Below are 21,367 nucleotides of genomic sequence, written 5' to 3'. Positions count from 1 at the left end.
CTTCGTCCTTATCACATAATCGGCAGCATCTTCCGACCACAATATTGACTGGTCAGTTTCAGCAACGGTCCGATTAATACTACACCGAAAATCGGTCCGATCATAAATTTTCCGCCTAACAGCATTCCCGTAACAAAACAGATTAAGTCTAGAACCATCCGAACCTTGGCTAAATCAATCGACAAGCGGCCGCTCAAAGCAAAGCTTAATGCAATGTAGCCTTCCTTGCCGGTATTCGTCGCAGCCGCAATCCCTGAACCGATACCAATAAATGAGATGCCGACAATCACAACGGCCAGCCTCAAGAGGATCGCCCCTTGAACACTCACTTGCTTAATAATCAGATCGGTAAAGATACTGGTTGCCAACGGATTCAAAATCGTGGCTAAGCCTAATTCTTTTTTGTTGATAAAAGTGACTAGCAGCAGGCAGACAGCGGTGACCAACAGAGAAGCTTGGCCCACGGTGACGGGAAGGTGCTGAGTCAGACCTTCCCATAATACGCCAAGAGCATCGGCACCGAGACCGGTAACAACACATAAACCAACGCCAACACCTACCAACGACGAGCCCAATACTGAGATGAGATAGCGGATAAACATTTTCATCAGTCCAATTTAGCAGCGTGAGTGGCGATGACATCCTTGTACCAGTAGAAAGAATCCTTGCGAATGCGGCGGCATTCTTTTGGATCTTCATCGGTACGATCGACATAGATTAGACCGTAGCGTTTTTTGTAACCATTGCTGGTGGAAAGTAAATCTAGGGCTGACCAAGGCATGTAGCCTAGCACTTCAACACCTAAGTCCATTGCGCGTTTGGTAGCTTTGATATGTTCACGCAAGTAATCGATGCGGTAATCGTCATGAACTTTTTCGTCTTCAGTCAATTCATCGTAAGCACCTAATCCATTTTCGGTGATCATGAATGGTACGCGGTAACGAGTATACAAGTCGCGGTACACGTATTCCAAACCGATCGGATCGATTGCCCAATCCCAGTCAGTAGTTTTCAATTCCGGATTTGGACACATTTGGTAGAAGCCAGGATGGGTTTCAAAGCCGGACATGTCGCCTTTTTTACCTGATAAGTTGTAACCAGACCAGCGGCGCTCTGCATCTTCTGGGCATGCATGGGCACATTGGCTGTCGTAATAGTTAATGGCAAAGAAGTCAGACAAGTTTTCAGCGAAGAATGCTTCGTCGCCTTCTTCCATTTCTGGTGCTAAGCCAGCTTTTTCCAAATAAGTTAAAGCTGCGACGTTGTAATAGCCGCGGAAATATACATCCAAATAGTAGCTGTTACGCAGATCGTTGGCGTTCAAAGCCGCAATTTGATCTTCTGGTTTGCAAGTACGAGCATAAACTGGTGAGTAGCCTAATGCTGGTCCAGCCAAAGCACCTGCTTCGTGAGCGTATTTCACCGCAACGGCTTGCGCCAAATTCATGTGATGATTGATTTGGTAACGCAATTGGTTGTTGTCTTGATGTTCCGGCAAGATGTAGCATTTTTGTGTCCAGTATTGCACGATGATACTTTGTTCGTTGATAGTAATCCAATATTTGATGTCGTCTTTAAATTCGTTGATCACATATTTAGCGAAGACTTCGAAATCTTTGACTACTTCGCGAGACAGCCAGCCGCCGTATTTTTCAACTAATGGCCAAGGCAAGTCATAGTGATATAAGGTTGGAATTGGCTCAATGCCGTTGTCTTTTAGTTCTTTGATTAAATCGCGGTAGAACTGAATACCTGCTTCATTGACTACATCGTCGCCGTTTGGAAAAACGCGAGACCAAGCAATTGAGAAGCGGTAGCTCTTGAAGCCCATTTCTTTAAACAAAGCGATGTCTTCTTTAAACATATGGTAGTGATCACTGGCAATGCTGGCATCGGCAAAGCCAAATTTTTCGTGTCTTTCAGAGTTGATAATATCTTGTTGGGATAGTCCTTTCCCATCCTCTAATGCGGCACCTTCGACTTGGTAGGCGCTGGTTGATGCTCCCCATAGGAAGTCTTTTGGAAATTCGTTGTTCATGTAGTAAATCCTCCTCTAGTTTGTTTTGTTGCTATATGTTGTGGGAAAGGAATTTGCCTTTTCCACGGTGCCAGAAGGGTATGCGGGTGAAGAAGGTTTTCCAAATTGGTGAGTTAGCTCAGAATTGATGGCGCTAACTCGGTAATAAGGGAACAAATTTTAGCAAATTTGTCGGATTCTCGTACGCATACCATTCTGCTAGACCTCGCTAGCTTTGTTTGGGTTTAAATTTGTTAATAGATATCTATTCCAAGCTAAACTGGGAAAAGCAGAACTGGCAACTGGCAGCTATCTCATGAAATAGGAAACAAATTTTGGCAAATTTGTTCAGATTTTCGTGCGCATACCATTCTGCTAGACTTCGCTAGCCTTGTTTTGTATTTAAGTTTGATAATAGATATCCACGCCAAGCTAAACTGGGAAAAGCAGAACTGGCAAAACTGAAGGATGGTCAATAACGGACTTGCTTCAGGTTTCACATTGATTAGTCTTGGTCTACAAAGGTAGTGTCGCCGATTTTATCAATCGTATACTTGCCGTCTTTGTAGGTTAAAGTGGTTACGCTGCAATTGGCGATTTTTTCTCCTTGGTACTCGCCAGGAGCGACACTTTCTAAAATAATCGGGATGATCCCGCCGGATGAGACGATCAGCACATTTCCGCCGCCCTTTGCTTCGACTTCTTTAATCATCTCGGGCATCACTTTTTCCACTCGTTGGTGCATTTCGTCATAGGTTTCCGCGGTTTGGGTTGGGTCAACCTCAGCGACTTTGTTAGCGAGTTCTTCTTCGGTTAATTGTTCCTTCAAGAAATCCCACAGCTCATCGCTGCCTTCCGGGTAATCAAGATCTAGCGCTTTCGCCACGGCTAGGTTCATGTCGTCGTTGGATTGACCTTCAAAGCTGCCGAAATTCTTTTCTCTAAAGCCGTTGTTCTCAATAATTTGCGGCACATCATGTTGATTTTGTTCCAGGATCAGCTTGGCGGTATTGCGTTGGCGACCTAAATCGCTGGAATAAGCCGATGTAAATTCAACATCCTTCAAGCCTTCGCCAACCAGCTTCGCTTGTTCTTCCCCTTCTTCTGTCAGAGGACTATCGCTATAGCCTTGGACTTGGTTCATGGTGTTGAACCAAGTCTTGCCGTGTCTCACTAGGTAAATCGTGGTTTCTTTAGCCTCGTTAGTACTAGCCGTTCCGCCAGAATCGTCCGTGCCCGTCTCGTTTGAACCGCAGGCTGTTAATAACAGCGCTGCGATAGGCAACATCCATAAAAGTTTCTTCATTAAACAAACGGCCTCCTATTTCTGCATCACTAACTCAAACATATCCACCAAATCGCGGGTCATGTTGACTTCGCTGGTAATGGTCATTAAATGATCCTGGGCATGGGTAAACAACAGGCATGGATCATAGCTTTTGCCGGCCGCTTCGTTTTGAATCACCGCCGTTTGTGAGCGATGGGCCAAGACAATATTGTCTTTTGCTTCCTTCAATGCGGCATGGGCTGCTTCGAAATCTTGCGTTTTAGCTAATTTAATTGCTTCTTGGGCTTTGGTGCGGCCATTGCCGGCGTGCAAGATAATTTGCATGGCAACGGGAATCAGTTCATTTTCCTCTTCTAGTAAGTCTTTTTCTTCCATCATCGTTATAAACTCCTATCTGTTAGACTGCTTCGATGGGCGCGCTCATTTCAGCCCCAACTTTTTCTTCTTTGACTTCTTCAGCTAATACTTCTCTTTCATATACTTTGAAGAATGGGTACCAAGTGCCAATGTAAAGGACGAACAGCAGCAAGTACCATAGAATCGCCCGGAAATCTTGCAGGATCATCACACTGGAAATCGGTGCTGGAATTTGAGCTACCTGCATCAGCTGTTCAGGGATTTTTAACAATCCGCCCCGCATCGCAAACCAGACAACACAGCTGCCGGTGATGGAGTTGATCCACATTGGCATCATCAAAATTGGGTTCATCACAACTGGGGTACTAAAGACAATCGGTTCATTGATATTAAAGATGGAAGGCGCGATACAAATGCGGCCCAAGGTTTTCAGTTTTTTAGCTTTCGAGAAGCACATTAAGATATTCAGCGCTAACGTTGCACCAGTACCACCCATCATGATCAAGCCTAGACTGTAGACTGTTTCGTTGGTTACGATGTTCATGGCTGGATCTCCGTTTTGCACCGCTAAAGCGTTAGCCGCAATGCCGGCAATAAAGATTGGATTTTGGATCGCTGACCATAACCAAGTTGAGATACCCATTGAATAGAAGAAAGCTGGAATCAAAACAAGTAAGATCAAGCCTGGCAGCGATTGTCCGAAGCTTTGAATTGGTTCAAACAGATTGATAATGACTTGGAAAATATCGATATTCAAGCCAAAAATCAAGGTTGACCACAAAGCCAAGCTCAAGAAAATCGGAATGATGTTGTTGATCCATTCAATGACAAAGTCAGGCATTTCGCTGTTTTTAAATAATTTCAGTTTGCTGTAGTAATGGAAAATCACACTCACCACGGCGCCGGTGATAACCCCGATTAAAATTCCGGTGGGTCCCACCCGGCCCATGTCGTAGACGCCTTCTTCAGCACCCACTGGATGAAGGGTCATCATTAAGGCACAGATCGCTACAATCCCGGCGGTAATGGAATAGTTGGCATGTTTGAATTTTTCCATGTACTGATTGGCTACCATGAAGGCGGCAATCAAACCGATCATCCCAAACGAGTAATTAGAAATGTTTCCTAAATCCGGCAGCTGCGGGATGTAGGAACGAAATACATTGTAGAAGAAGACAATCGATCCAGTCATGATAAATGGAATTAATTTCTGCATGGCACTGGATAGTCCTGCCACCGCTGGTTTTTGCGTCAGCGTCTTGGCTTTTGGTGCAAATGAGTTTGCCAGCCAATCCATAAATTTTTTCATCTTTGCTTACCCCTTTGTTTTATTTTATTTATGCGTTTAATTTTTCAATGGCGAAATCCAACAATCCTTCGCCGTCCAGCATGCCGTAAATATCTTGTGGGATTACGTCCACCACGACATTATGAGGAGCTGCTTGCTGAGACATTTCATCTTTGTAGGATGCGTAATGTGGGCCTAATAATAGAATATCGATTGAATCTAGATAAGATGCTACTTCACTTTCGCTTCTTGCATCGATAGATCCTGAGATCCCGCGTTTCTTTGCGGCCTTCCGCGTTTTTTGAGCCAAGAATCCACTAGACATACCAGCACCGCAACATAGTAAGATATTAATCGTTTCCATTTTGAAAACCTCCAGATAGTTTTTTAAACTTCGTGTGCACGTTCAGTTTTTCTTTACACCCATATTATTGCTCATGGAGGCTTGCACCCTCAACTAAACAGTTGCACCCTGGTCGTGCAAGTTTCTATTTTTTCTTACCAAGAGAACCGCTATAATATAGGTAGAAATTAAAAAGAAGGTGGCACCTATGAAGGAAAAACAAGAGCGGTTGCTGCAGCTGTTACTGCAGAATACTCAGCCTGTTCCCGCCAGAAGCTTGGCAGAGAAGCTGAATGTTTCAGTCCGCACCGTTAAGAACTACATCTACGAACTGAATCAGCTGGGAAAATCCCCGGTCATTGCTTCCTCTAATGCCGGCTACAAGGTGCATCCTGAAGAGGCTCAAAATTTACTGAAAAAGCCGGATATTGATAGCGCTCTACCGCAAACGTTTAAGGAGCGTTCCTTCTATATTATTAAGCGAATCCTGGTGGAAAACGAAACCTTGAATCTGTTTGATCTGTCAGAGGAGCTGTTTGTCAGCTATTCCACCTTAAAAGCCGACATTGCTCGCATGAACAAAACCTACGAGAAATATCATGTGAAATTTGTCATTAAGCAGGATACGATTCAGATCATCGGCGAGGAAAAAGAAAAGCGCCGGCTGATTTCCTATATCATTTTCGAGGAAGTACCGAATAAATTTGTGGACAAAGACGTTTTGGCAGCCAATTTTGCGGTGGCGGATATCGAGAAGCTGTCGGAGATTATCCACTCCACCATGGGGGAATCCAATTATCATTTGAACGACTTTTCCTTTATCAATTTGATGATGCACTTGTTGATTTTGTTGGAAGCCGTCCGCAATGATAAAACGCTGGTGACCCGCAATTGGTTCAGTTCGTGGCTGCGGGAAGACAAAGCCAAACTAGTGACCAGCATGATTGAAAAAATCGAAGAAGGCTTTGGCCTATCTTTGAACCGACTGGAAAAAGAAGAAATCCATATGATTTTCCAGGCCAATGCCAACTATATTCCTTCCAATAATTTGAAGGAGCTGGAGCAAATTGTCGGTGATGACATTGTTGCATCAGTAGAAACCGTTCTGGATGAGGTGCGTCAGACCTTTGGGATTAATTTAAGCAGCGAGAATTTCGTTGTGCCTTTTTCTCTGCATGTCAGCGGCTTGTACTCACGGGCCAAGCAGGGGAATTCTTTGAAGAATCCGATGCGCAGTTCTTTGAAGAAGGATTTTCCGATGGTCTATGATATTGCCGTCTATCTGTCGCTGCGTTTAAGCACGCTGCTGGATATTCCCGTCAGTGAGGACGAAACGGCCTATATTGCTTTGCATATTGGTTCGGAATTGGAAGGCCAGAAGCGGAATCAGTCCAAAATCCGGGCGGTGCTGCTGTGTCCGAAGTATATGAATCTGGACGAAAAATTGTATGAGCAGCTGAACCAGCATTTTGGCAACGAGTTGAATATCCAAACGATTGTCTCGGAGTTTTCGGAAACAGAGGGCTTGTTGTTTGAATTGCTGCTGACGACTTTGCCGGTGCCGCAAACTGATGCCTATACAGTGATTCAGATTTCGCCGATTTTTACCGAGGAACAGCGCTTGATGCTGAACACCGAGTTTGGCAATTTGCGGTTGAATTGGAAGAAAAATATTTTGCGGAAGAATTTTGATGATTACTTTGATGAAAAATTCTTTACTAGTCAGCTGCCGATGGAGGAACGCAGCGAAGTGATTGAGGAAATGTGCGGGCGCCTGGCCCAAGAACAGATTGTGCCGCCAGAATTTTTAGTCCATGTCCTTGAGCGGGAAAATGCTTCTTCCACCGCCTTTGAATCGATTGCGATTCCCCATTCGGTGTATATGGATGCCCATAAAACCTTAATCAGTGTGGCGATTTCCGATAACGGGATTGTTTGGGGCGACAAACGGGTCCATGTAGTCCTGCTGGCGGCCATCAATGACGTGGACCGCCGCCGCTTCTCCGATATTTACGAAGCACTGATCTCCTTGTTTGATCAGCCGGAGACTTATCAGGAGATTAAGCAGCTGAAGACCTTTGGGGAATTTCGACGGTTGATTTATTCGAAGATATAAGTTTAAAAACAGAACAAACTGTCTTACGAGAAAGTTTCCCATGAGAAAGTTTCTTGTAAGACAGTTTTTTATTTAACCACCTGCTGCACCCGAAATGCCAGTTGAAACAGCCAAGCGATTTCCGGATCATCGATATCGACTTCCAGTAAGTCGCGAAGTTTATTCAAACGATAAATCAAAGTATTGCGATGGACGTGCAAGACACTGGCGGTTTTATTAATATCATTGCGCTGCTCCAGGTAGGTTTCTAAGGTTTTGGCAAATTCGGTTTCGTGCAGCTGATCATAGGTGAAGATCGTCTGTAATTGCTGGGGCAGCAGATTTTCTGGTTGAATGTCGCTCACTGGCTGCAGCAAAAGAATGGCTGAAAGAGCCTTCGTATATTGGGTACAGCCGCCGCTGTCATCTAACGCCTGGGCTGTGGCATGGGCTAGTTCGGCTTGCTGAATACAGGCTTTGCGGTCCATTAAGGAAGAAAAAATGCTGCTGGCGCCGCAATAAACGCTGTATTGTCGAATCAAGTTTAAGAAGGGCTCCCCTAATTCAGCGGCCTTCAATTGATGGAAAAGCAAATACAATTTTTGATCCTTCACTAAATAGAGGATATCCGAGCGACCTTTGACAATCCGGCTTTTAATATGCGACAAAATAACCGCATCGCTATTTTTCTCAGACAGCACCACCACACAATAGCGGGGAAGGATATTTACCGTCGAAAGATATTCCTCCAATGAAGCCGCATGGGGGTAATTCTCCGTATCAAAGAATTTTTGGGCCAGTAATTCCTTCACCGGATTAATCGCATGCTTCAAGCGAAAGTTTTTAGAACGCATCAAAATGGTACAAAACTGCCGCAGCAGATTATTTAACTGCAAGGAAAAGTCCAAAATGGCTTCATCCATAAACAGCACACTGACAAAGCCTTCCAAATTTTGATCAATATAAATCGGTCCGCAGGTTTGAGGATAATCAACACAAACACCCCAATCTACATAAATGGCCTCTTTGGAGCTGGTGATGGCCTTCATTAAGCCGTCATTAATATAATATTCCATGATCGTGTGATCGGTGGGTTCACCGCTGGCGATGATCTGCTGCCAATAAGGATCAATGACTTCCTCTGTCCCGGCATAGGCAATAAATCGGTAGCCGGGATCAGCAACAATCACCGACAGGTTAAAGGTTTGATAAGTAAATTGAATCAACTCTTCGATTGTACAACCTTTGGCTATGTAGTTGATCACCTGATTGGTATATTCCACCAAGTCACTCTTTGTGTATTCCTTCATTTGCTTTTCCCCCGATCCCAATTACCTCAATTTTAGCATCTCTTGGCGTTTTTGACGATAAGGGATTGAAAAATCATTCTTTTCACCAATGGAATCAAAACGCTATCATGATACTATTTTCACAAGAGTTAAAAACAAAGGAGATGCTAAAAATGGAAGATTTTCAATTAAACAAATTTGAGATTGAACACATTTTCACTTATTCGATTGATGTGGATGCCAATATGTTCATTCAAAAGCTGCCAACCGGCGGAACCCGCGTGACTGGCACGATTGCTGGCGGAAAAGTATGGGGACCCAAGCTGCAGGGGAAAATTTTACCAGTAGGCGCCGATTGGTCTACTGTTCATCCAAACGGAATTGTCGATGTAGATTGCCGGACAATGATCGAAACGGATGATGGCGCAAATATCAATATGTTCTATAAAGGCCGGATTGATCTTGGTTCAGAAGAAGCTGCAGCGGATTATGCCAACGGGAAATTCCCGCCAGTGATGGGCACACAGCCGATGCCAGTCTTAGACACAGATGATCCTCGTTACGATTGGTGCAACCGCATTGCTTGCTTCGGAATTGGACGGGTGGATTTCACCAGCGATCCGATTGTGATCCAGTATGACGTATATCGCTATTACGCGACACCTTTTGCTAAAGACGAATAGAAAGCAGGGAAATTTATGAACTATGATGCACTTTTTACCCCCTTTAAAATCGGCAAGATGGAAGTAAAAAACCGAATTGTGATGTCGCCGATGGGCACCAACTCGGCCTTTGCCAGCGGTCGCAAAGACGAACAGGAAATTGATTATTTTGTGGAACGGGCTAAAGGCGGCGCCGGTATGATTATTTTAGGCTGCCAGCCTTTGAACGAAGAAATTGCTCAAGGATCGATGGAGGGAACGTTGGATTCCTTTACAGTTATGCCAGCTTTGACCTCCATGTGTGATTCAATTCATCGTTATGGTACTAAGGTTGTTTGCCAAATTACGTGCGGTACCGGACGAAATGCCTTTCCGGATACTTTGGGACGACCGCCGATGTCAGCATCACCGATTCCGTCAGCCTTTGACCCCAATGTTCCGTGTCGCGAGATGACCAAAGAAGATATCCAAGCGGTGATGGACGGCTTTACTTTTGCGGCCGGTTTAGCTAGAGATGCCGGCTTTGACGCGGTGGAAATTCATGCCCATGCCGGTTATTTAGTGGATCAGTTTATGTCACCGGTTTGGAATAAACGGACCGATGAATATGGCGGTTCACCAGAAAACTTTGCCCGCTTCCCAAGAGAAATTATTCAGGCCATTCGTAAAGCGGTTGGTCCGGATATGCCGATTCTTTTCCGGATTTCCTTAGATCATCGCTTTGAAGGCGGTCGGACGCTAGAGGATTCGATTCCATTGATTCAGTTATTAGAAGAAGAAGGCGTCGATGCGCTGGATATTGATGCTGGTTGTTACGAAACCTTGGACTACATCTTCCCTCCTTCTTATTTAGGGGAATCTTGTATGTCTTACGTTACTGAAGCCGCTCGTAAAGCCGTGAAGATTCCATTAATGAATGCCGGAACTCATAATCCAGAATCGGCCTTGGAGTTAATCGAATCCGGCAATGTCGACTTTGCCATGATTGGTCGTGGCTTAATCGCTGATCCAGATTTGCCGAATAAATTGCTGGCAGGCCAACGTGAGGACGTGCGCCCTTGTATCCGCTGCAACGAAAATTGTATCGGCCGCATCTGGAATAATCACACCAAACTTAGCTGTTCAGTGAACATTCAAGCGATGGAAGAACGACGCTTTAAATTAGAAGCAGCGGACAAACAAAAACACGTTGTAGTAGTCGGCGGCGGGGCAGCCGGAATGGAAGCCGCTCGGGTAGCAGCTTTGCGAGGACATAAAGTGACTCTGTTTGAGGCCAATAATCGCCTAGGCGGAATCATGCGGGATGTAGCCACTGCTAAATTCAAGAACAATATCCAGCTTTTAAGCGACTGGTACGAAACACAATTAGGAAAATTAGGTGTCGATGTTCAGTTGAATACTTTTGTCTCAGCAGATGATCCGATTTTAGCTGAATGCGATCAAATCTTTGTCGGCTGCGGCGCTGAACCGTTGGTACCAAATATTCCAGGGATTGATTTGCCAAATGTCGTGACCATGGTGGCAGCTCACCGGGATGAATCATTGATTAAAGGCGACAAGATTGTCGTTTGTGGCGGTGGTTCCACTGGTTGTGATGGCGCCTTGGAAATGGCCGATGAAATGAACAAACAGGTAACCATTATTGAAATGAAGGAAGCCGCGGCTGAAGATGCGATGTTTATCAATCGAATTTCCTTAATGAATGCGTTGGCGGCCAACAATGTGGAAATACTGACAAGTACCAAGGTTGCGGCGATTGAAGCCGATGGTGTTGTGGTTGAGAAGGCAGATGGCACGACGGAGAAAGTCTTGGCGGATACCGTAATTAACGCCTTTGGTATGAAACCGGTGCTGACTACAGTAGACGGTATTAAAGAAAAATACCACACTAAGACTCGTGTGGTAGGCGACAGTAGTAAAATTGGCAAGATCGGCGATGCTATCCGTGATGGCTTCTATGCCGGCAGTGCCGTGTAAATCATAAAATAGTAATGGTCCAGCACGGGAAACCTTCCTGCGCTGGACCATTTTTTACCATTCCTCTAAAACTTTCTTCGGTTCGTGCTTCTTCATTTTAGAGACTTCCTGGTCGTACATTTCTTTGCAGCGGTGATAATCTTTTTCCAGCTGCTGTAGGGATTGCTGGGCCTTGGCATCTGTGTATTGTTTGCGGAGTCCTTCGACTTGGAAGGCGAGGGTTTGAACATACAGCTCCAGCTCTTCAAAGGTTTCACTGTTCATGGATTTTCACCTCGTTGATCTTCCTATAATTAACCACCACCCGGCCATTATAGATTTCCTGTTCTCGTTTATTTAGCGCATTCGTTTGGGTAATATCAATTAAGCAGCTGTTGGTGTATTTTTTGAGGACCGTTCCGGCTAGCTGCCGGGCGTTGTCTTGGATCGAAAACGTCACCTGATCGCCCACAGAAAACTGCTGGTTATACTGATTAATTTGGACTTCACATAAAAAAGTAGGCGGTCGATGACTATTCATTTGCTTCTTCCTCTCTCATTTCCTTTAAGAGCTCAGTATTGCGAAGCAGCTGCTTCCGCAATTGGCGATATTTTTTACAAAAGGAACAAGACTTTTCTGTTCCAATACGATGGGCATAATTTTCGTGAGCAAAAACGATTTCTGACAAGGTTCGTGACAATACTCGCTGTTCAAGACGGACATATTTTTTATTTGGTATAGTTGAAATCAACTCATCCCTCCTCAGCCTTTTCTTTTAGTTTAACCGATAGAGAGCCCTAGTCTCGGCGATTCTTAATGAAAAATTAAGAATGTTAGTAGATAGCAGTCTCTTCATTTTCTAGCCTCCATTAAGCGCTGTTATGCTATACTTATTTTTGTAATGAGGAGGAGTTGTCAGATGGATCTGGATATTATTATGAAGGGCAAAAAGCTCTCAGCCAATGAGCAGGAGATTCTTGAGTACTTGATTAGCCATGTCGATCAATTGGAAGGCGTTTCCTTACGGGAATTGGCTCAGCGCTTATTTACCTCTCCGGCTGCAATTGTTCGACTGGCCCAAAAACTGGAATTTTCTGGGTATCTGGAGCTGTTCTATTTTTTGAAGAATCAATTTCGCACCAGCAGTCAAGGAGTTTCGGCGACGATTGATTTTAATATCGACACGCAAAAGATCGAACCCTCCATTGTCGGGATGAAGGAATTTTACGCGAATAACAAGGACAAATTTATAACCATCTATGCGACCGGCTTCTCCAGTATTGTGGCGGATTACTTACATAAAAAGCTTTTGGTGAATGGGATCAAGACGCTGTTTGTCAATGCTGGTGATTCTTCCGGCATCATCAGCAACAATACCGAGAACATCAGCATGCTGATCAGTATTTCTAAATCCGGAGAAACGCAAAAAGTCATTGAAAAAATGACCTTTTGTCAGGAAAGAGGGATTCCAAATATCCTTTTCACCGGTAATTTAGATTCCCGGGCGAAGCAGTTAGCCACCATCAGCTTCGAGGTGGAGGATGAACGGCCGCTAGACAGCCAAAACATAAAATACAACAGCTTTTTTGGGAAGTTGATGCTGTTATTGGAATATATCGTGCAGGAATTTGTTGAGGAATCACCTTAATTTAATCGATGATTTGAGTCAAAATCAAAATTGAAAAACAAGGAGTTTGGGTTAAATGAAAAAGTTGTTGGCAGGAATTGCCTTAGTGTTGGTGTTAGCAGGGTGCAGTAAAGGGGCAGTCGAAAAAAGAGAGCTGCAAATCGACAGCCGAGCCGGCAGCAAGCCGGTGGAAATTTCCTTCTCAGCGGTGGGGGATAATTTGATTCATGACTTCATTTATATGAACAATCAGACTCCCGACGGCAGCTATAACTTTAACTCGATGTATGAGCCCACTCGTTATTTAACCGAGGATGCCGATGTTTCCTACATTAATTTGGAAACCATTTGTGCCGGTGAAGAGTTAGGTTTGTCCGGTTACCCGTCCTTTAATGGTCCGACGGAAGTTTTAGATGCCGTCAATAATGCCGGCTTTAACTGGCTGGCAGCCGCCAGTAACCACTCGATGGATCGCGGCGAGCCGGGGATTGTCAATCAGCTAACCTATCTGGAGCAAAACTATCCGGATACGATGGTGACTGGCTCCCGAAAAGCTCCTCAGGATGAGAAGCTGAAGGTTAGAGAAATCAATGGTGTTAAAGTTGGCTTCACTACCTATACTTACGGACTGAACGGTTACGTACTGCCAGATGGCAAAGAATATCTGGTTAATTTGATGGATGATGATGTGATCCGGCAGGACATGGAAGAACTGAATAAGATCAGCGATGTGCAAGTGGTCAGTATGCATTGGGGTCAGGAGTACCAGTTTGTGCAGGATGCGGAACAGGAGCGTTTGGCTCAACTGCTTAGCGATGCTGGCGTGGATGTGATTGTCGGTGGACACCCTCACGTGATTCAGCCGGTGGATTATGTGACCGGCAGCGGCGGAAACGAAACCTTAGTGATTTATTCATTAGGCAACTTTATTTCTTCGCAAGCTGAACCTGATCAAATGCTTGGCGGTATGGCCCGCTGGAAAATTAATTACGACAAGGCGGAGGATAAGGTTTCCTTCACCGATGTTGCTTTTTGGCCAACGATTACTTACATTGGCGATAATTATCAGACCTATTCCGTCTATGCTTTAAAAGACTACACCGATGAACTGGCAAATCAGCACATGCTCCACGTCTATGGCGGCCAGGATATGTCCCGGGAGTATTTTATTAATCGAGTGAACGAAATTATGAATGATAAAGCCGAATTGGTTTATTAAATTGAAAAATCGACGAGATGTATGGTCTCGTCGATTTTTTATTCATCAAAATAATGTTGAGCCAGCTCTTGATTTTGCTGACTAACTGCTTCATTTGGCACGAATGTCTTGCCGGCTTCAACAATTCTTTCTGGCTGGTGAATCAAATAGTAAATCCCAAAAAGCGGTTCGTTTTCTTCGGCATACATACAAGGCAGGCCCAATAGATCGGCGGTCATTTGGGTTAAGGCTTCCGTTTGGAAAAAGCCGCCGCTGACAGATAAGCCATCCCGCGCCCCCACCATCTCACACAAAATACGAATGTTCATCAGCATTCCTTCCACAACACCACGAATCATATCAATTTTCGTATGCTCCACGGTTACATGCTTAAACTCAGCTTTTTTATTGGCTGACCAAAAAGGGGCCCGTTCGCCGTTGAGATAAGGAAAGAAGCGCAGGCCTTTAGCACCAATTGGTGAGGCAGCTAAATTATTCGGCAGCTTTTGATAAAAAGTCTCCGGTTCGCCAATCGCTTGAGAGGCCCAAGCCAACACGCAACCGCCATTATTCGAGGGCGCGCCAATCACATAATGCTCCTGATCCAGGTAATAGCAGAAATTCTGCTTTTCGGCATCAAAATGGGTTTGCTGAGTAATATTCCGGACGGCGGCACTAGTCCCGATCGTTAAACTGCTGGTATTTCCGGTGCGATAATAACTAGCATAAGCGGTTAAACAACCATCGCTGGCACCGGTAATCACAGTAACATCCGGCGCTAAGCCCAATGAAGTTGCGGCACCGGAGTCGATCGGAAATGCCGCGGTGGTATCCGTCAGTTCAGCTAATTGCTTCGGCGCTACTTCCAGGTAGTTTAAAATTTCTGGGTCCCAGGTTAAAGTTTCCAGATTGAACAATCCGGTAGCTGAAGCCACCGAGTAATCGATTCGGGCTTTTCCGGTGAAGTATTCCATTAACAGTTCCTTGATTCCCCACCACTTCACATTCTTGGGATAGCTTTTTTGCTGCCCGAAATAAAGAATCTTGGCAAAAGGCGACATGGCATGAATCGGCGTGCCGGTTCTTTGGTAGAAGTGTTTGGCGAGATCCGTTTTCCGGAACTCTTCGATGACTTCGCTGGCTTGTTCGTCCGACCAGATAAAAATCTTTCCGGCCACACCATCCACTACCGGCATGACACTATGCATCGCGGTACTGAAGCTGACATTGCTGACGGCGGCGCGAATTTCGCTGGGGATGCTTTTCACCCCTTGAACAAAGGCTGCCTCCAGTTCAGCGGACTGCTGAAACTTCACTGGTCCATCCACATAAGTCGTCAATTTGACGGACGTTTCATAAACCAACCGATTTTCTTCAATTACGCCAATTTTGATGGCGGTGGTTCCCACATCGATCCCTAAAAAAGCGTTCTTCAACATACTCACCTTTCGATCTTGCAGAAAAAAGGCAGTTTTAAAGCCTCCATTTTCTACTATTATAATTTTGGCCAATAGCCCCATGGTTTCTAACGATCATAACCATCCGTTCATGAGTATTGTAGGCGATCATTTGTACTAAGTCCACAATAAACGATGCATGAGCGTCAATGCTAACCAGCCTAGTCTATAGACATTGGTAAATTTCCAATCGTTTCCTCCAATATCCCTGACTTTCCTTAAATTCTCACCCATTTGTGTTACACTCAGGCAAAGAGGTGGTTTTTATGCTACGAACACAAGTTGATATTGTTTCACTAATGAAGAAGGTCTCGGAAAATGTGGCCGATTCCTTCGACAGCGCGTCAATTGTTGCCGAATATGCTTCACCTAAAGAATTGTTGGATTCCTCAGAAGTCGTTTTCGATAAAATGTTAAATGAATTTCTGGATTCTTTCCGGAAAGATTTTCAAGCTGCTTATGTAGAAGAATTGATGAAGCAGTTAAGTGAACAAAGCGTTAAGTTTAAGTAGACTCTCCAGCAGGGTCTTTTTTCTTTGGGGAGATTTTGTGTTCTTCTACTAAAAATCGGAAAATAATTTCTGCTATAATTAAAGCAGGGGTGTTACTATGCTGCTGAGTAATTTATTTGGGCTTATATATGTTGCTTTTGGTGCGTTGGTTCTTTATGGCATTATTCGATTGGCGGTAAGGCACGGGATTCAGGATGCCGAAAAGGCGAAAAGGCAGATGAATGACTAGGAGGTCTCACCATGTTTGATCCAGCAACTAAAACTTTCCATTGCAATAATTGCCAGAAACAAATCGAAACCGATGAAACGGTTTGGACAAAATGGCGCTTTCCACCGAAAAATTCGGCCGGCCAATTAAAAGCCCGAAAAGATCTGGAGCTGCAGAACGCTCCGATCTTGTGTGAAACTTGCGCCCAAGAAATTATCACTAAAGCATTCTAAAAAAGCACTGGCACCTCGGTCCTAATGGGATCGCTGTGTCAGTGCTTTTCGTTTACTTCAGCATTTGCTTTTTTATAAAAATGACCGGTTAAAAATCTTCCCATTCTCCCTGGTCTTCTGAAGAATCGCGGGGATCAGCGGGCTTAGGTCCCCGATCAAATTCGCCGCCAAAGAAGTCATGTGGGAAACCTCTACGACCGCTTTTTGGCCCGTGGTGTGGACCAGGTCCATGATGAGGACCGCCAAAGAAGGGATTGTGATGCATTTCTTTGCGCATTTTATCTCGCATTTTTCTGCGTTCATCATGGGTCATCTTGTGCCAATCACCCTCAAAGCCTTCGAACTGCTCCCGGAAATCTTGCATTTGACGCAGACGATCTATCGGGTCAATAAAACGCTCTGCCTGTTGTTGAAATTCTTCATTCCAGCCGTCGGCGATTTTTTGCAAGGATTCACCGAACTGCTGCTTTTCTTCTTCGCTTAAACCGGCAAAAAATTCTTCGCTCTGGTCTTTGCCGTTGTCGGAGAAGCCGGTGATTTTTTCTTTGCCTTGCTCAGTTAAAAAGACCCGCTTCAAGCGGCGATCCTGCTCTTCTTCTTTGCGAATCACATCGCCGCTTTTTTCCATTTTCTTTAACAGCTCCGCTAAAGAACTTGGACGCAAATCTAAAATCTCGGCTAATTGACTTTGAATCAGACCGTCTTCTTTTTCTAAAATAGCTAACACTCGCATTTGACCAGTTAAGTGTTTTTTCTTTTGGCTCATAAAGGCATTGCTGGCAACACCGATAAAACGTAATTGCTTCATTAATTCATCTGTAAATTGACTCATACAATTTCCTCTTCCCTTTTTAATTCGGTACCGAACTAATTGATAATTTGATTATAGTTCGGTACCGAACGATTGTCAACTAGTTTGTTGGAATTTTTTGAAGAAGTCAAAAAGATGGGATTTCTTAGTGCAATAAGAAGACTTATCCTGTTTCTTTTAGTAAAATAAAGAATGGATTTCCCACAATTGGAGATGTTTGAATGACCTATGTAAAAAATAGTTTTCTGCACTTATTCCGCTTTTTGCGCAGTACCATGTCTTATTTTCGGGACGTGTTGCTGCTTCACGGCTTTATGCTGTTTATCCTTTTGCCCTTCTTAACCAGCTTAATTAAATTTATTTTGCGGCGCGGACAGATTGATTATCTTTCCTATGACTCAATCGGCATTATTCTGCGGGACCATCCCGGGGTGCTGCTGGCACTGATTGCCGTTTTGCTGGCGATTTTGATTGGCGTCTTTTTTGAATTCACCTTTTTATTGATCAGTGTCTTTTTTATTAAAAAGAAAGAGCCGATCTCATTGAGGCAGCTGTTGAGGGGGACCTTGATTCAGCTGAAAAAAATTCGGCCTTCCTCAATTTTGTTTTTCCTGGTGTACTTTTTGCTGGTGCTGCCCTTTGGCGGGTTGAATTTCAACTCGGATTTATTGGCTAAGGTCAAAATTCCGGCTTTTATCTTGGATTACATTTTCGCCAATCGAGTCGCAGTGATTGCTTCGGTGGTGATAGCTTATCTGGTTTTGGTTTACTTTTCTATTCGCTTAATTTTTGCCTTACCTCAGATGATTTTGCGGGATCGGCGGTTTGGACAAGCCGTCAAGGAAAGCTGGCAGGCAACTAAGGGCTGGAATTTCCTGCGTTTGCTGGGGCAATTTTTATTAATCAGCGCTGCCGTGATGCTGCTGGCATCCCTCAGCTACGGAGTGGTTTTACTACTCTTGAGCCTAGTGGAAACGAACCTGCCGGAATATGCTCTGCCAGGTGCAGTGGTAGCCATGACGATTATGCAATTCGTTTTCTTGGCAAATATTGTGTTGTCGACGGTGGGGATTTTTTATATCACGATTGCTTCGATGGATGACAGCGGCTTGCTTACCGGATTGCCGGAGTGGTTTACGAAGAGTGCCGCTGGAGAAAAAGAAGCCTGGTCCTTTGGTAAAGTTTCCTTGTTTGTTGTGGTGGCTATATTGTTCGGCATCGGTGTAGGAACTTACAACACCAACTACCTCAGCAACTATTCCTTAAAAGAGCCCTTAACAATTTCCCATCGCGGGGTTTCTAATGGCAATGGCGTTCAAAATAGCTTGGACGCATTGCAGAAAACGGCTCGCTTGCACCCTTCTTATGTGGAAATGGATGTGCAGGAAACTAAAGATCAGCAGTTTGTGGTGATGCACGATTTTAATTTAAAGGCCTTGACTGGCGTGGATAAACGACCGAATCAGCTGAACTTAGCTGAGCTGGAGGACTTGCAGGTCACTGAAAACGGGAAAAGTGCTCCGTTGGTATCTTTCGACGATTATCTGGCAGAGGCCGAAGCGGCGGATCAGCCGCTGTTGATCGAAATCAAAGCCACTCCGCAGGACAGTCCTGATATGGTGGAGCGTTTTGTAGAAAAATACAAAGATACGATTTTGGCTCATCAATCCATTTTGCAAACCTTGGATTTTGATGTGGCCACTAAGCTGAAAGAGCTGGTACCGGAGTTTTATGTCGGCTATATCATGCCCTTTAATATCGTGGGGCCGCCCATCAGCAAGGTCGATTTCTTTACGATTGAGTACACTACCTTGAACCGCAACTTCATCGATGCGGCCCACGACGATGGTAAGGATGTTTTCGTCTGGACGGTCAACGATGAAGACACCATGACGCGCATGATGTTTTACGGTGTCGATGGGATTGTCACTGATAACGTAGATCTGCTGCAGCAGACCATCAAAACTGATTTGAAAGACCCTACTTACGCGGATAAATTGTTCTATTTCGTAACGGGGATTGGATAATAAGGGAGTCATCAGAGAAGCGTGCTTCTCTGGTGACTTTTTGTATAGCTGTCATTTGAAACGACCCGCGAATCCTTTAACAGCAGGGGTTTAGAGCACCTTCCTATCATTAATGGAAAATACGTGTTAGGCTTAAAAGAGAAAGGATGATTTATATGACTTTAAAAACCGTTGGATTTCCCATCAGCAGCAAGGCTGGTGAGAAGCGTATTGCTTTAACTCCAAAAGATGTCGAACAATTGTCAAATAAATCTCAGCTCTACTTTGAAAGCGGATACGGAGAGGCATTAAACATTTCCGATTCTTCCTATGAAAAACTAGGATGCCGCATCGTCAGCCGAGACGAAACCCTGCAACAAGAAATTATTTGTGCACCAAAAATTGGTGACGAGGACTTTTTTTATCAAATCAAACCTAAACAATGTATCTTCGGCTGGATTCATGCGGAATCAAATCCGAAACGGATGGATTATATTCGCGAAAATGAAATTATCGCCTACGAATGGGCAAACATGTTTAATCAATCCCGCAATGTTTTTTGGAAAAACAATTATTTAGCTGGGGCGTCGGCAATTCTTCATGCTTTTATGTCTCAAGGAAGATTGCCTGCCAACCTGAAAATCGCTGTGATCGGCCGCGGGAACGTTGCCCAAGGAGCACTAGCAATCTTGAACAAATACACCAATGAGATTTCGGTGTTCAACCGCAAGCAAGAGGATTTATTCAGAAGTGAGCTGTATGATTTTGACGTGATCGTTAACACCACCTTGTGGGATATCACCCGAAAGGACCATCTAGTTTATCGATCAGATTTGAAAAAAATGCGTCACGGCACCTTTATTATTGATATTGGCTGTTCCCTGAATGGTGCGATCGAATCCTCCAAATTAGCTACTTACCAAGAGCCGATTTATCAGGTGGATGGCGTGAATCATTATGTGATCGACAACACCCCTAGTATTCTCTACGCTGACGCCAGCACGGCAATTTCCAGCGAAGTGAAGAACTACCTGGATCTGATAATCGAAGGTTCGGAAAATCCGATTCTTACGGAATCACGAGTTGGGCAAAACTAACTGAAAAAATAGCACAAAGATCTTCCCTAGGAAAATCTTCGTGCTATTTTTTTACGAATGCAGCTTGGCTTCTCGAGCCAAAGCCAGGCAACCGATTGTACCGGCATTGTCTTCTAAAGCTGGCGTAACGATATACTCCGATAGCTGTGGAGTTTTGACGTAGCTTTTCATCAGGCGTTCAAAGGCTTGGTGAACCTTCATCATTAAATGCTGTTGCTTCATTACACCACCGCCAAAAATAATCACATCTGGCGAGAGCATCAAGGTAGTATTGTAGGCACATTGGGCAATGTATTCCGCCTCAATCTCCCAAAATGGATCGTCTTCTGCTAAGGTTTGGCCTTTTCGTCCCAAACGCTGTTCGATCGCAGGGCCGGCTGCCATGCCTTCTAAGCAGTTCCCGTGGAATGGGCAGCTGCCGGTAAAGTCGTCAGCAGGATGGTTGCGCACCAGCATGTGGCCCATTTCAGGATGGCTAAAGCCTTCTACAAACTTGCCTTCCTGCAACGCACCGCCGCCAATTCCGGTACCAATGGTGTAGTAAACCACACTAGACAAGCCTTTGCCGTTTCCCGCCACGTATTCGCCAAAGCAAGCGGCGTTTACATCGGTGGTCCAGGCAATCGGCAGTTCAAAATGCTGCTTCAAGGAACCGATAAAATCAAAGTTCTGCCAAGCCAGCTTAGGTGTGGACGTAATGTAGCCATAGGTTTTTGAATCCCGATGAATATCGATAGGGCCAAACGATCCGACGCCGATACTCTCTAACTGTGCTTGATGCTTCTTGAAAAATTCCACCACCAAAGCCATGGTTTCAACTGGGGTGGTAGTCGGGAAGCTTTCCCGTTCCAAAATTTCTAATTCACTAGTGCCAATGGCGCAGACAAACTTGGTGCCGCCGGCTTCAATTGCTCCGTACATC

Annotated in this window: 22 protein-coding genes; 9 read left to right on the top strand and 13 right to left on the bottom strand. The window is 44.6% G+C overall.

Features of this window, described 5'->3' with window-relative positions; genetic code table 11:
* Positions 1 to 11: 11 nt before the first annotated feature.
* From JZO70_RS00955 to JZO70_RS00930, 6 genes are all read right to left on the bottom strand, one after another.
* Positions 12 to 608, bottom strand: coding sequence for a DUF6198 family protein (locus JZO70_RS00955; RefSeq protein WP_207671651.1), 597 nt, complete (start codon positions 606 to 608; stop codon positions 12 to 14).
* The gene (locus tag JZO70_RS00950) at positions 608 to 2,038 is read right to left on the bottom strand and encodes a glycoside hydrolase family 1 protein (protein WP_207671650.1); all 1,431 of its coding nucleotides are present in this window, start codon (positions 2,036 to 2,038) and stop codon (positions 608 to 610) included. The genes JZO70_RS00955 and JZO70_RS00950 overlap by 1 nt, the downstream gene beginning before the upstream one ends.
* Before the next feature lie 484 nt (positions 2,039 to 2,522).
* A complete protein-coding gene (locus tag JZO70_RS00945; RefSeq protein ID WP_242703705.1) occupies positions 2,523 to 3,323 on the bottom strand; it encodes a histidine phosphatase family protein in 801 nt (266 codons plus the stop codon).
* Positions 3,324 to 3,338: 15 nt separating this feature from the next.
* A complete protein-coding gene (locus JZO70_RS00940; RefSeq protein ID WP_207671715.1) occupies positions 3,339 to 3,680 on the bottom strand; it encodes a PTS sugar transporter subunit IIA in 342 nt (113 codons plus the stop codon).
* 22 nt (positions 3,681 to 3,702) lie between these two features.
* Positions 3,703 to 4,971, bottom strand: coding sequence for a PTS sugar transporter subunit IIC (locus JZO70_RS00935; protein ID WP_207671649.1), 1,269 nt, complete (start codon positions 4,969 to 4,971; stop codon positions 3,703 to 3,705).
* A 28-nt stretch (positions 4,972 to 4,999) separates the two neighbouring features.
* Positions 5,000 to 5,314 carry a PTS sugar transporter subunit IIB gene (locus tag JZO70_RS00930; protein WP_207671648.1) on the bottom strand — a complete coding sequence of 105 codons (315 nt, stop codon included), beginning with the start codon at positions 5,312 to 5,314 and terminating at the stop codon, positions 5,000 to 5,002.
* A gap of 187 nt (positions 5,315 to 5,501) precedes the next feature.
* Between JZO70_RS00930 and JZO70_RS00925 the strand changes: the two genes are divergently transcribed.
* Positions 5,502 to 7,409 (top strand): BglG family transcription antiterminator, encoded by a 1,908-nt coding sequence (locus tag JZO70_RS00925; protein ID WP_207671647.1) that lies wholly within the window; start codon positions 5,502 to 5,504, stop codon positions 7,407 to 7,409.
* Positions 7,410 to 7,477: 68 nt separating this feature from the next.
* Here the strand turns inward: JZO70_RS00925 and JZO70_RS00920 are convergent, their stop codons facing one another.
* Complete coding sequence (locus JZO70_RS00920) at positions 7,478 to 8,698, bottom strand: PucR family transcriptional regulator (RefSeq protein WP_207671646.1); 1,221 nt, start codon at positions 8,696 to 8,698, stop codon at positions 7,478 to 7,480.
* A 152-nt stretch (positions 8,699 to 8,850) separates the two neighbouring features.
* Here JZO70_RS00920 and JZO70_RS00915 point away from each other — a divergent pair, with 152 nt between their 5' ends.
* Positions 8,851 to 9,360: a DUF3237 domain-containing protein gene (locus JZO70_RS00915; RefSeq protein ID WP_207671645.1), complete on the top strand. Its 510-nt coding sequence runs from the start codon at positions 8,851 to 8,853 to the stop codon at positions 9,358 to 9,360.
* Positions 9,361 to 9,375: 15 nt separating this feature from the next.
* Positions 9,376 to 11,316 carry an oxidoreductase gene (locus JZO70_RS00910; protein ID WP_207671644.1) on the top strand — a complete coding sequence of 647 codons (1,941 nt, stop codon included), beginning with the start codon at positions 9,376 to 9,378 and terminating at the stop codon, positions 11,314 to 11,316.
* 54 nt (positions 11,317 to 11,370) lie between these two features.
* Here JZO70_RS00910 and JZO70_RS00905 read toward each other — a convergent pair whose 3' ends face one another.
* From JZO70_RS00905 to JZO70_RS00895, 3 genes are read right to left on the bottom strand one after another with little or no spacing between them, the layout of a single operon-like run.
* Positions 11,371 to 11,580, bottom strand: coding sequence for a hypothetical protein (locus JZO70_RS00905; RefSeq protein ID WP_207671643.1), 210 nt, complete (start codon positions 11,578 to 11,580; stop codon positions 11,371 to 11,373).
* Entirely contained in the window at positions 11,570 to 11,836 is a 267-nt protein-coding gene (locus JZO70_RS00900; protein WP_207671642.1) for a DUF2187 family protein, read from the bottom strand. Before JZO70_RS00900 ends, JZO70_RS00905 begins: the two co-directional genes overlap by 11 nt.
* Positions 11,829 to 12,047: a hypothetical protein gene (locus tag JZO70_RS00895; RefSeq protein WP_207671641.1), complete on the bottom strand. Its 219-nt coding sequence runs from the start codon at positions 12,045 to 12,047 to the stop codon at positions 11,829 to 11,831. The genes JZO70_RS00900 and JZO70_RS00895 overlap by 8 nt, the downstream gene beginning before the upstream one ends.
* A gap of 168 nt (positions 12,048 to 12,215) precedes the next feature.
* Here JZO70_RS00895 and JZO70_RS00890 point away from each other — a divergent pair, with 168 nt between their 5' ends.
* On the top strand, positions 12,216 to 12,944 hold the full coding sequence (locus tag JZO70_RS00890) for a MurR/RpiR family transcriptional regulator (RefSeq protein ID WP_207671640.1): 729 nt from the start codon (positions 12,216 to 12,218) through the stop codon (positions 12,942 to 12,944).
* Between the two features lie 55 nt (positions 12,945 to 12,999).
* Complete coding sequence (locus tag JZO70_RS00885) at positions 13,000 to 14,142, top strand: CapA family protein (protein WP_207671639.1); 1,143 nt, start codon at positions 13,000 to 13,002, stop codon at positions 14,140 to 14,142.
* Between the two features lie 38 nt (positions 14,143 to 14,180).
* Here the strand turns inward: JZO70_RS00885 and JZO70_RS00880 are convergent, their stop codons facing one another.
* On the bottom strand, positions 14,181 to 15,560 hold the full coding sequence (locus JZO70_RS00880; protein ID WP_207671638.1) for a gluconokinase: 1,380 nt from the start codon (positions 15,558 to 15,560) through the stop codon (positions 14,181 to 14,183).
* Between the two features lie 284 nt (positions 15,561 to 15,844).
* Between JZO70_RS00880 and JZO70_RS00875 the strand changes: the two genes are divergently transcribed.
* A complete protein-coding gene (locus tag JZO70_RS00875; protein WP_207671637.1) occupies positions 15,845 to 16,090 on the top strand; it encodes a toxin-antitoxin system, toxin component in 246 nt (81 codons plus the stop codon).
* 240 nt (positions 16,091 to 16,330) lie between these two features.
* Positions 16,331 to 16,531, top strand: coding sequence for a hypothetical protein (locus JZO70_RS00870; RefSeq protein ID WP_207671718.1), 201 nt, complete (start codon positions 16,331 to 16,333; stop codon positions 16,529 to 16,531).
* An 88-nt stretch (positions 16,532 to 16,619) separates the two neighbouring features.
* Here JZO70_RS00870 and JZO70_RS00865 read toward each other — a convergent pair whose 3' ends face one another.
* Positions 16,620 to 17,363, bottom strand: coding sequence for a MarR family winged helix-turn-helix transcriptional regulator (locus tag JZO70_RS00865; protein ID WP_207671636.1), 744 nt, complete (start codon positions 17,361 to 17,363; stop codon positions 16,620 to 16,622).
* A 200-nt stretch (positions 17,364 to 17,563) separates the two neighbouring features.
* On the opposite strand from JZO70_RS00865, the gene JZO70_RS00860 reads away from it, so the two are divergent.
* Together JZO70_RS00860 and JZO70_RS00855 are read left to right on the top strand one after the other, a co-directional pair.
* Complete coding sequence (locus tag JZO70_RS00860) at positions 17,564 to 19,369, top strand: glycerophosphoryl diester phosphodiesterase membrane domain-containing protein (protein WP_207671635.1); 1,806 nt, start codon at positions 17,564 to 17,566, stop codon at positions 19,367 to 19,369.
* A 155-nt stretch (positions 19,370 to 19,524) separates the two neighbouring features.
* Complete coding sequence (locus JZO70_RS00855; RefSeq protein ID WP_207671634.1) at positions 19,525 to 20,445, top strand: Rossmann-fold NAD(P)-binding domain-containing protein; 921 nt, start codon at positions 19,525 to 19,527, stop codon at positions 20,443 to 20,445.
* Between the two features lie 51 nt (positions 20,446 to 20,496).
* Here JZO70_RS00855 and scrK read toward each other — a convergent pair whose 3' ends face one another.
* Complete coding sequence (gene scrK, locus JZO70_RS00850) at positions 20,497 to 21,366, bottom strand: fructokinase ScrK (protein ID WP_207671633.1); 870 nt, start codon at positions 21,364 to 21,366, stop codon at positions 20,497 to 20,499.
* Position 21,367: the final 1 nt, after the last annotated feature.

The organism is Candidatus Enterococcus moelleringii, assembly GCF_017377575.1.
Classification (GTDB): Bacteria; Bacillota; Bacilli; order Lactobacillales; family Enterococcaceae; genus Enterococcus_A; species Enterococcus_A moelleringii.
The sequence above is the reverse complement of the archived record's forward strand: the minus strand, read 5'-3'. Positions and strand labels throughout refer to the sequence as shown.

Bases quoted from the DNA above. Each gene is read 5' to 3' on its own strand.
- JZO70_RS00955 (WP_207671651.1), bottom strand. From the start codon at position 608: ATGAAAATGTTTATCCGCTATCTCATCTCAGTATTGGGCTCGTCGTTG.
- JZO70_RS00950 (WP_207671650.1), bottom strand. From the start codon at position 2,038: ATGAACAACGAATTTCCAAAAGACTTCCTATGGGGAGCATCAACCAGC.
- JZO70_RS00945 (WP_242703705.1), bottom strand. From the start codon at position 3,323: ATGAAGAAACTTTTATGGATGTTGCCTATCGCAGCGCTGTTATTAACA.
- JZO70_RS00940 (WP_207671715.1), bottom strand. From the start codon at position 3,680: ATGGAAGAAAAAGACTTACTAGAAGAGGAAAATGAACTGATTCCCGTT.
- JZO70_RS00935 (WP_207671649.1), bottom strand. From the start codon at position 4,971: ATGAAAAAATTTATGGATTGGCTGGCAAACTCATTTGCACCAAAAGCC.
- JZO70_RS00930 (WP_207671648.1), bottom strand. From the start codon at position 5,314: ATGGAAACGATTAATATCTTACTATGTTGCGGTGCTGGTATGTCTAGT.
- JZO70_RS00925 (WP_207671647.1), top strand. From the start codon at position 5,502: ATGAAGGAAAAACAAGAGCGGTTGCTGCAGCTGTTACTGCAGAATACT.
- JZO70_RS00920 (WP_207671646.1), bottom strand. From the start codon at position 8,698: ATGAAGGAATACACAAAGAGTGACTTGGTGGAATATACCAATCAGGTG.
- JZO70_RS00915 (WP_207671645.1), top strand. From the start codon at position 8,851: ATGGAAGATTTTCAATTAAACAAATTTGAGATTGAACACATTTTCACT.
- JZO70_RS00910 (WP_207671644.1), top strand. From the start codon at position 9,376: ATGAACTATGATGCACTTTTTACCCCCTTTAAAATCGGCAAGATGGAA.
- JZO70_RS00905 (WP_207671643.1), bottom strand. From the start codon at position 11,580: ATGAACAGTGAAACCTTTGAAGAGCTGGAGCTGTATGTTCAAACCCTC.
- JZO70_RS00900 (WP_207671642.1), bottom strand. From the start codon at position 11,836: ATGAATAGTCATCGACCGCCTACTTTTTTATGTGAAGTCCAAATTAAT.
- JZO70_RS00890 (WP_207671640.1), top strand. From the start codon at position 12,216: ATGGATCTGGATATTATTATGAAGGGCAAAAAGCTCTCAGCCAATGAG.
- JZO70_RS00885 (WP_207671639.1), top strand. From the start codon at position 13,000: ATGAAAAAGTTGTTGGCAGGAATTGCCTTAGTGTTGGTGTTAGCAGGG.
- JZO70_RS00880 (WP_207671638.1), bottom strand. From the start codon at position 15,560: ATGTTGAAGAACGCTTTTTTAGGGATCGATGTGGGAACCACCGCCATC.
- JZO70_RS00875 (WP_207671637.1), top strand. From the start codon at position 15,845: ATGCTACGAACACAAGTTGATATTGTTTCACTAATGAAGAAGGTCTCG.
- JZO70_RS00870 (WP_207671718.1), top strand. From the start codon at position 16,331: ATGTTTGATCCAGCAACTAAAACTTTCCATTGCAATAATTGCCAGAAA.
- JZO70_RS00865 (WP_207671636.1), bottom strand. From the start codon at position 17,363: ATGAGTCAATTTACAGATGAATTAATGAAGCAATTACGTTTTATCGGT.
- JZO70_RS00860 (WP_207671635.1), top strand. From the start codon at position 17,564: ATGACCTATGTAAAAAATAGTTTTCTGCACTTATTCCGCTTTTTGCGC.
- JZO70_RS00855 (WP_207671634.1), top strand. From the start codon at position 19,525: ATGACTTTAAAAACCGTTGGATTTCCCATCAGCAGCAAGGCTGGTGAG.
- scrK (WP_207671633.1), bottom strand. From the start codon at position 21,366: ATGTACGGAGCAATTGAAGCCGGCGGCACCAAGTTTGTCTGCGCCATT.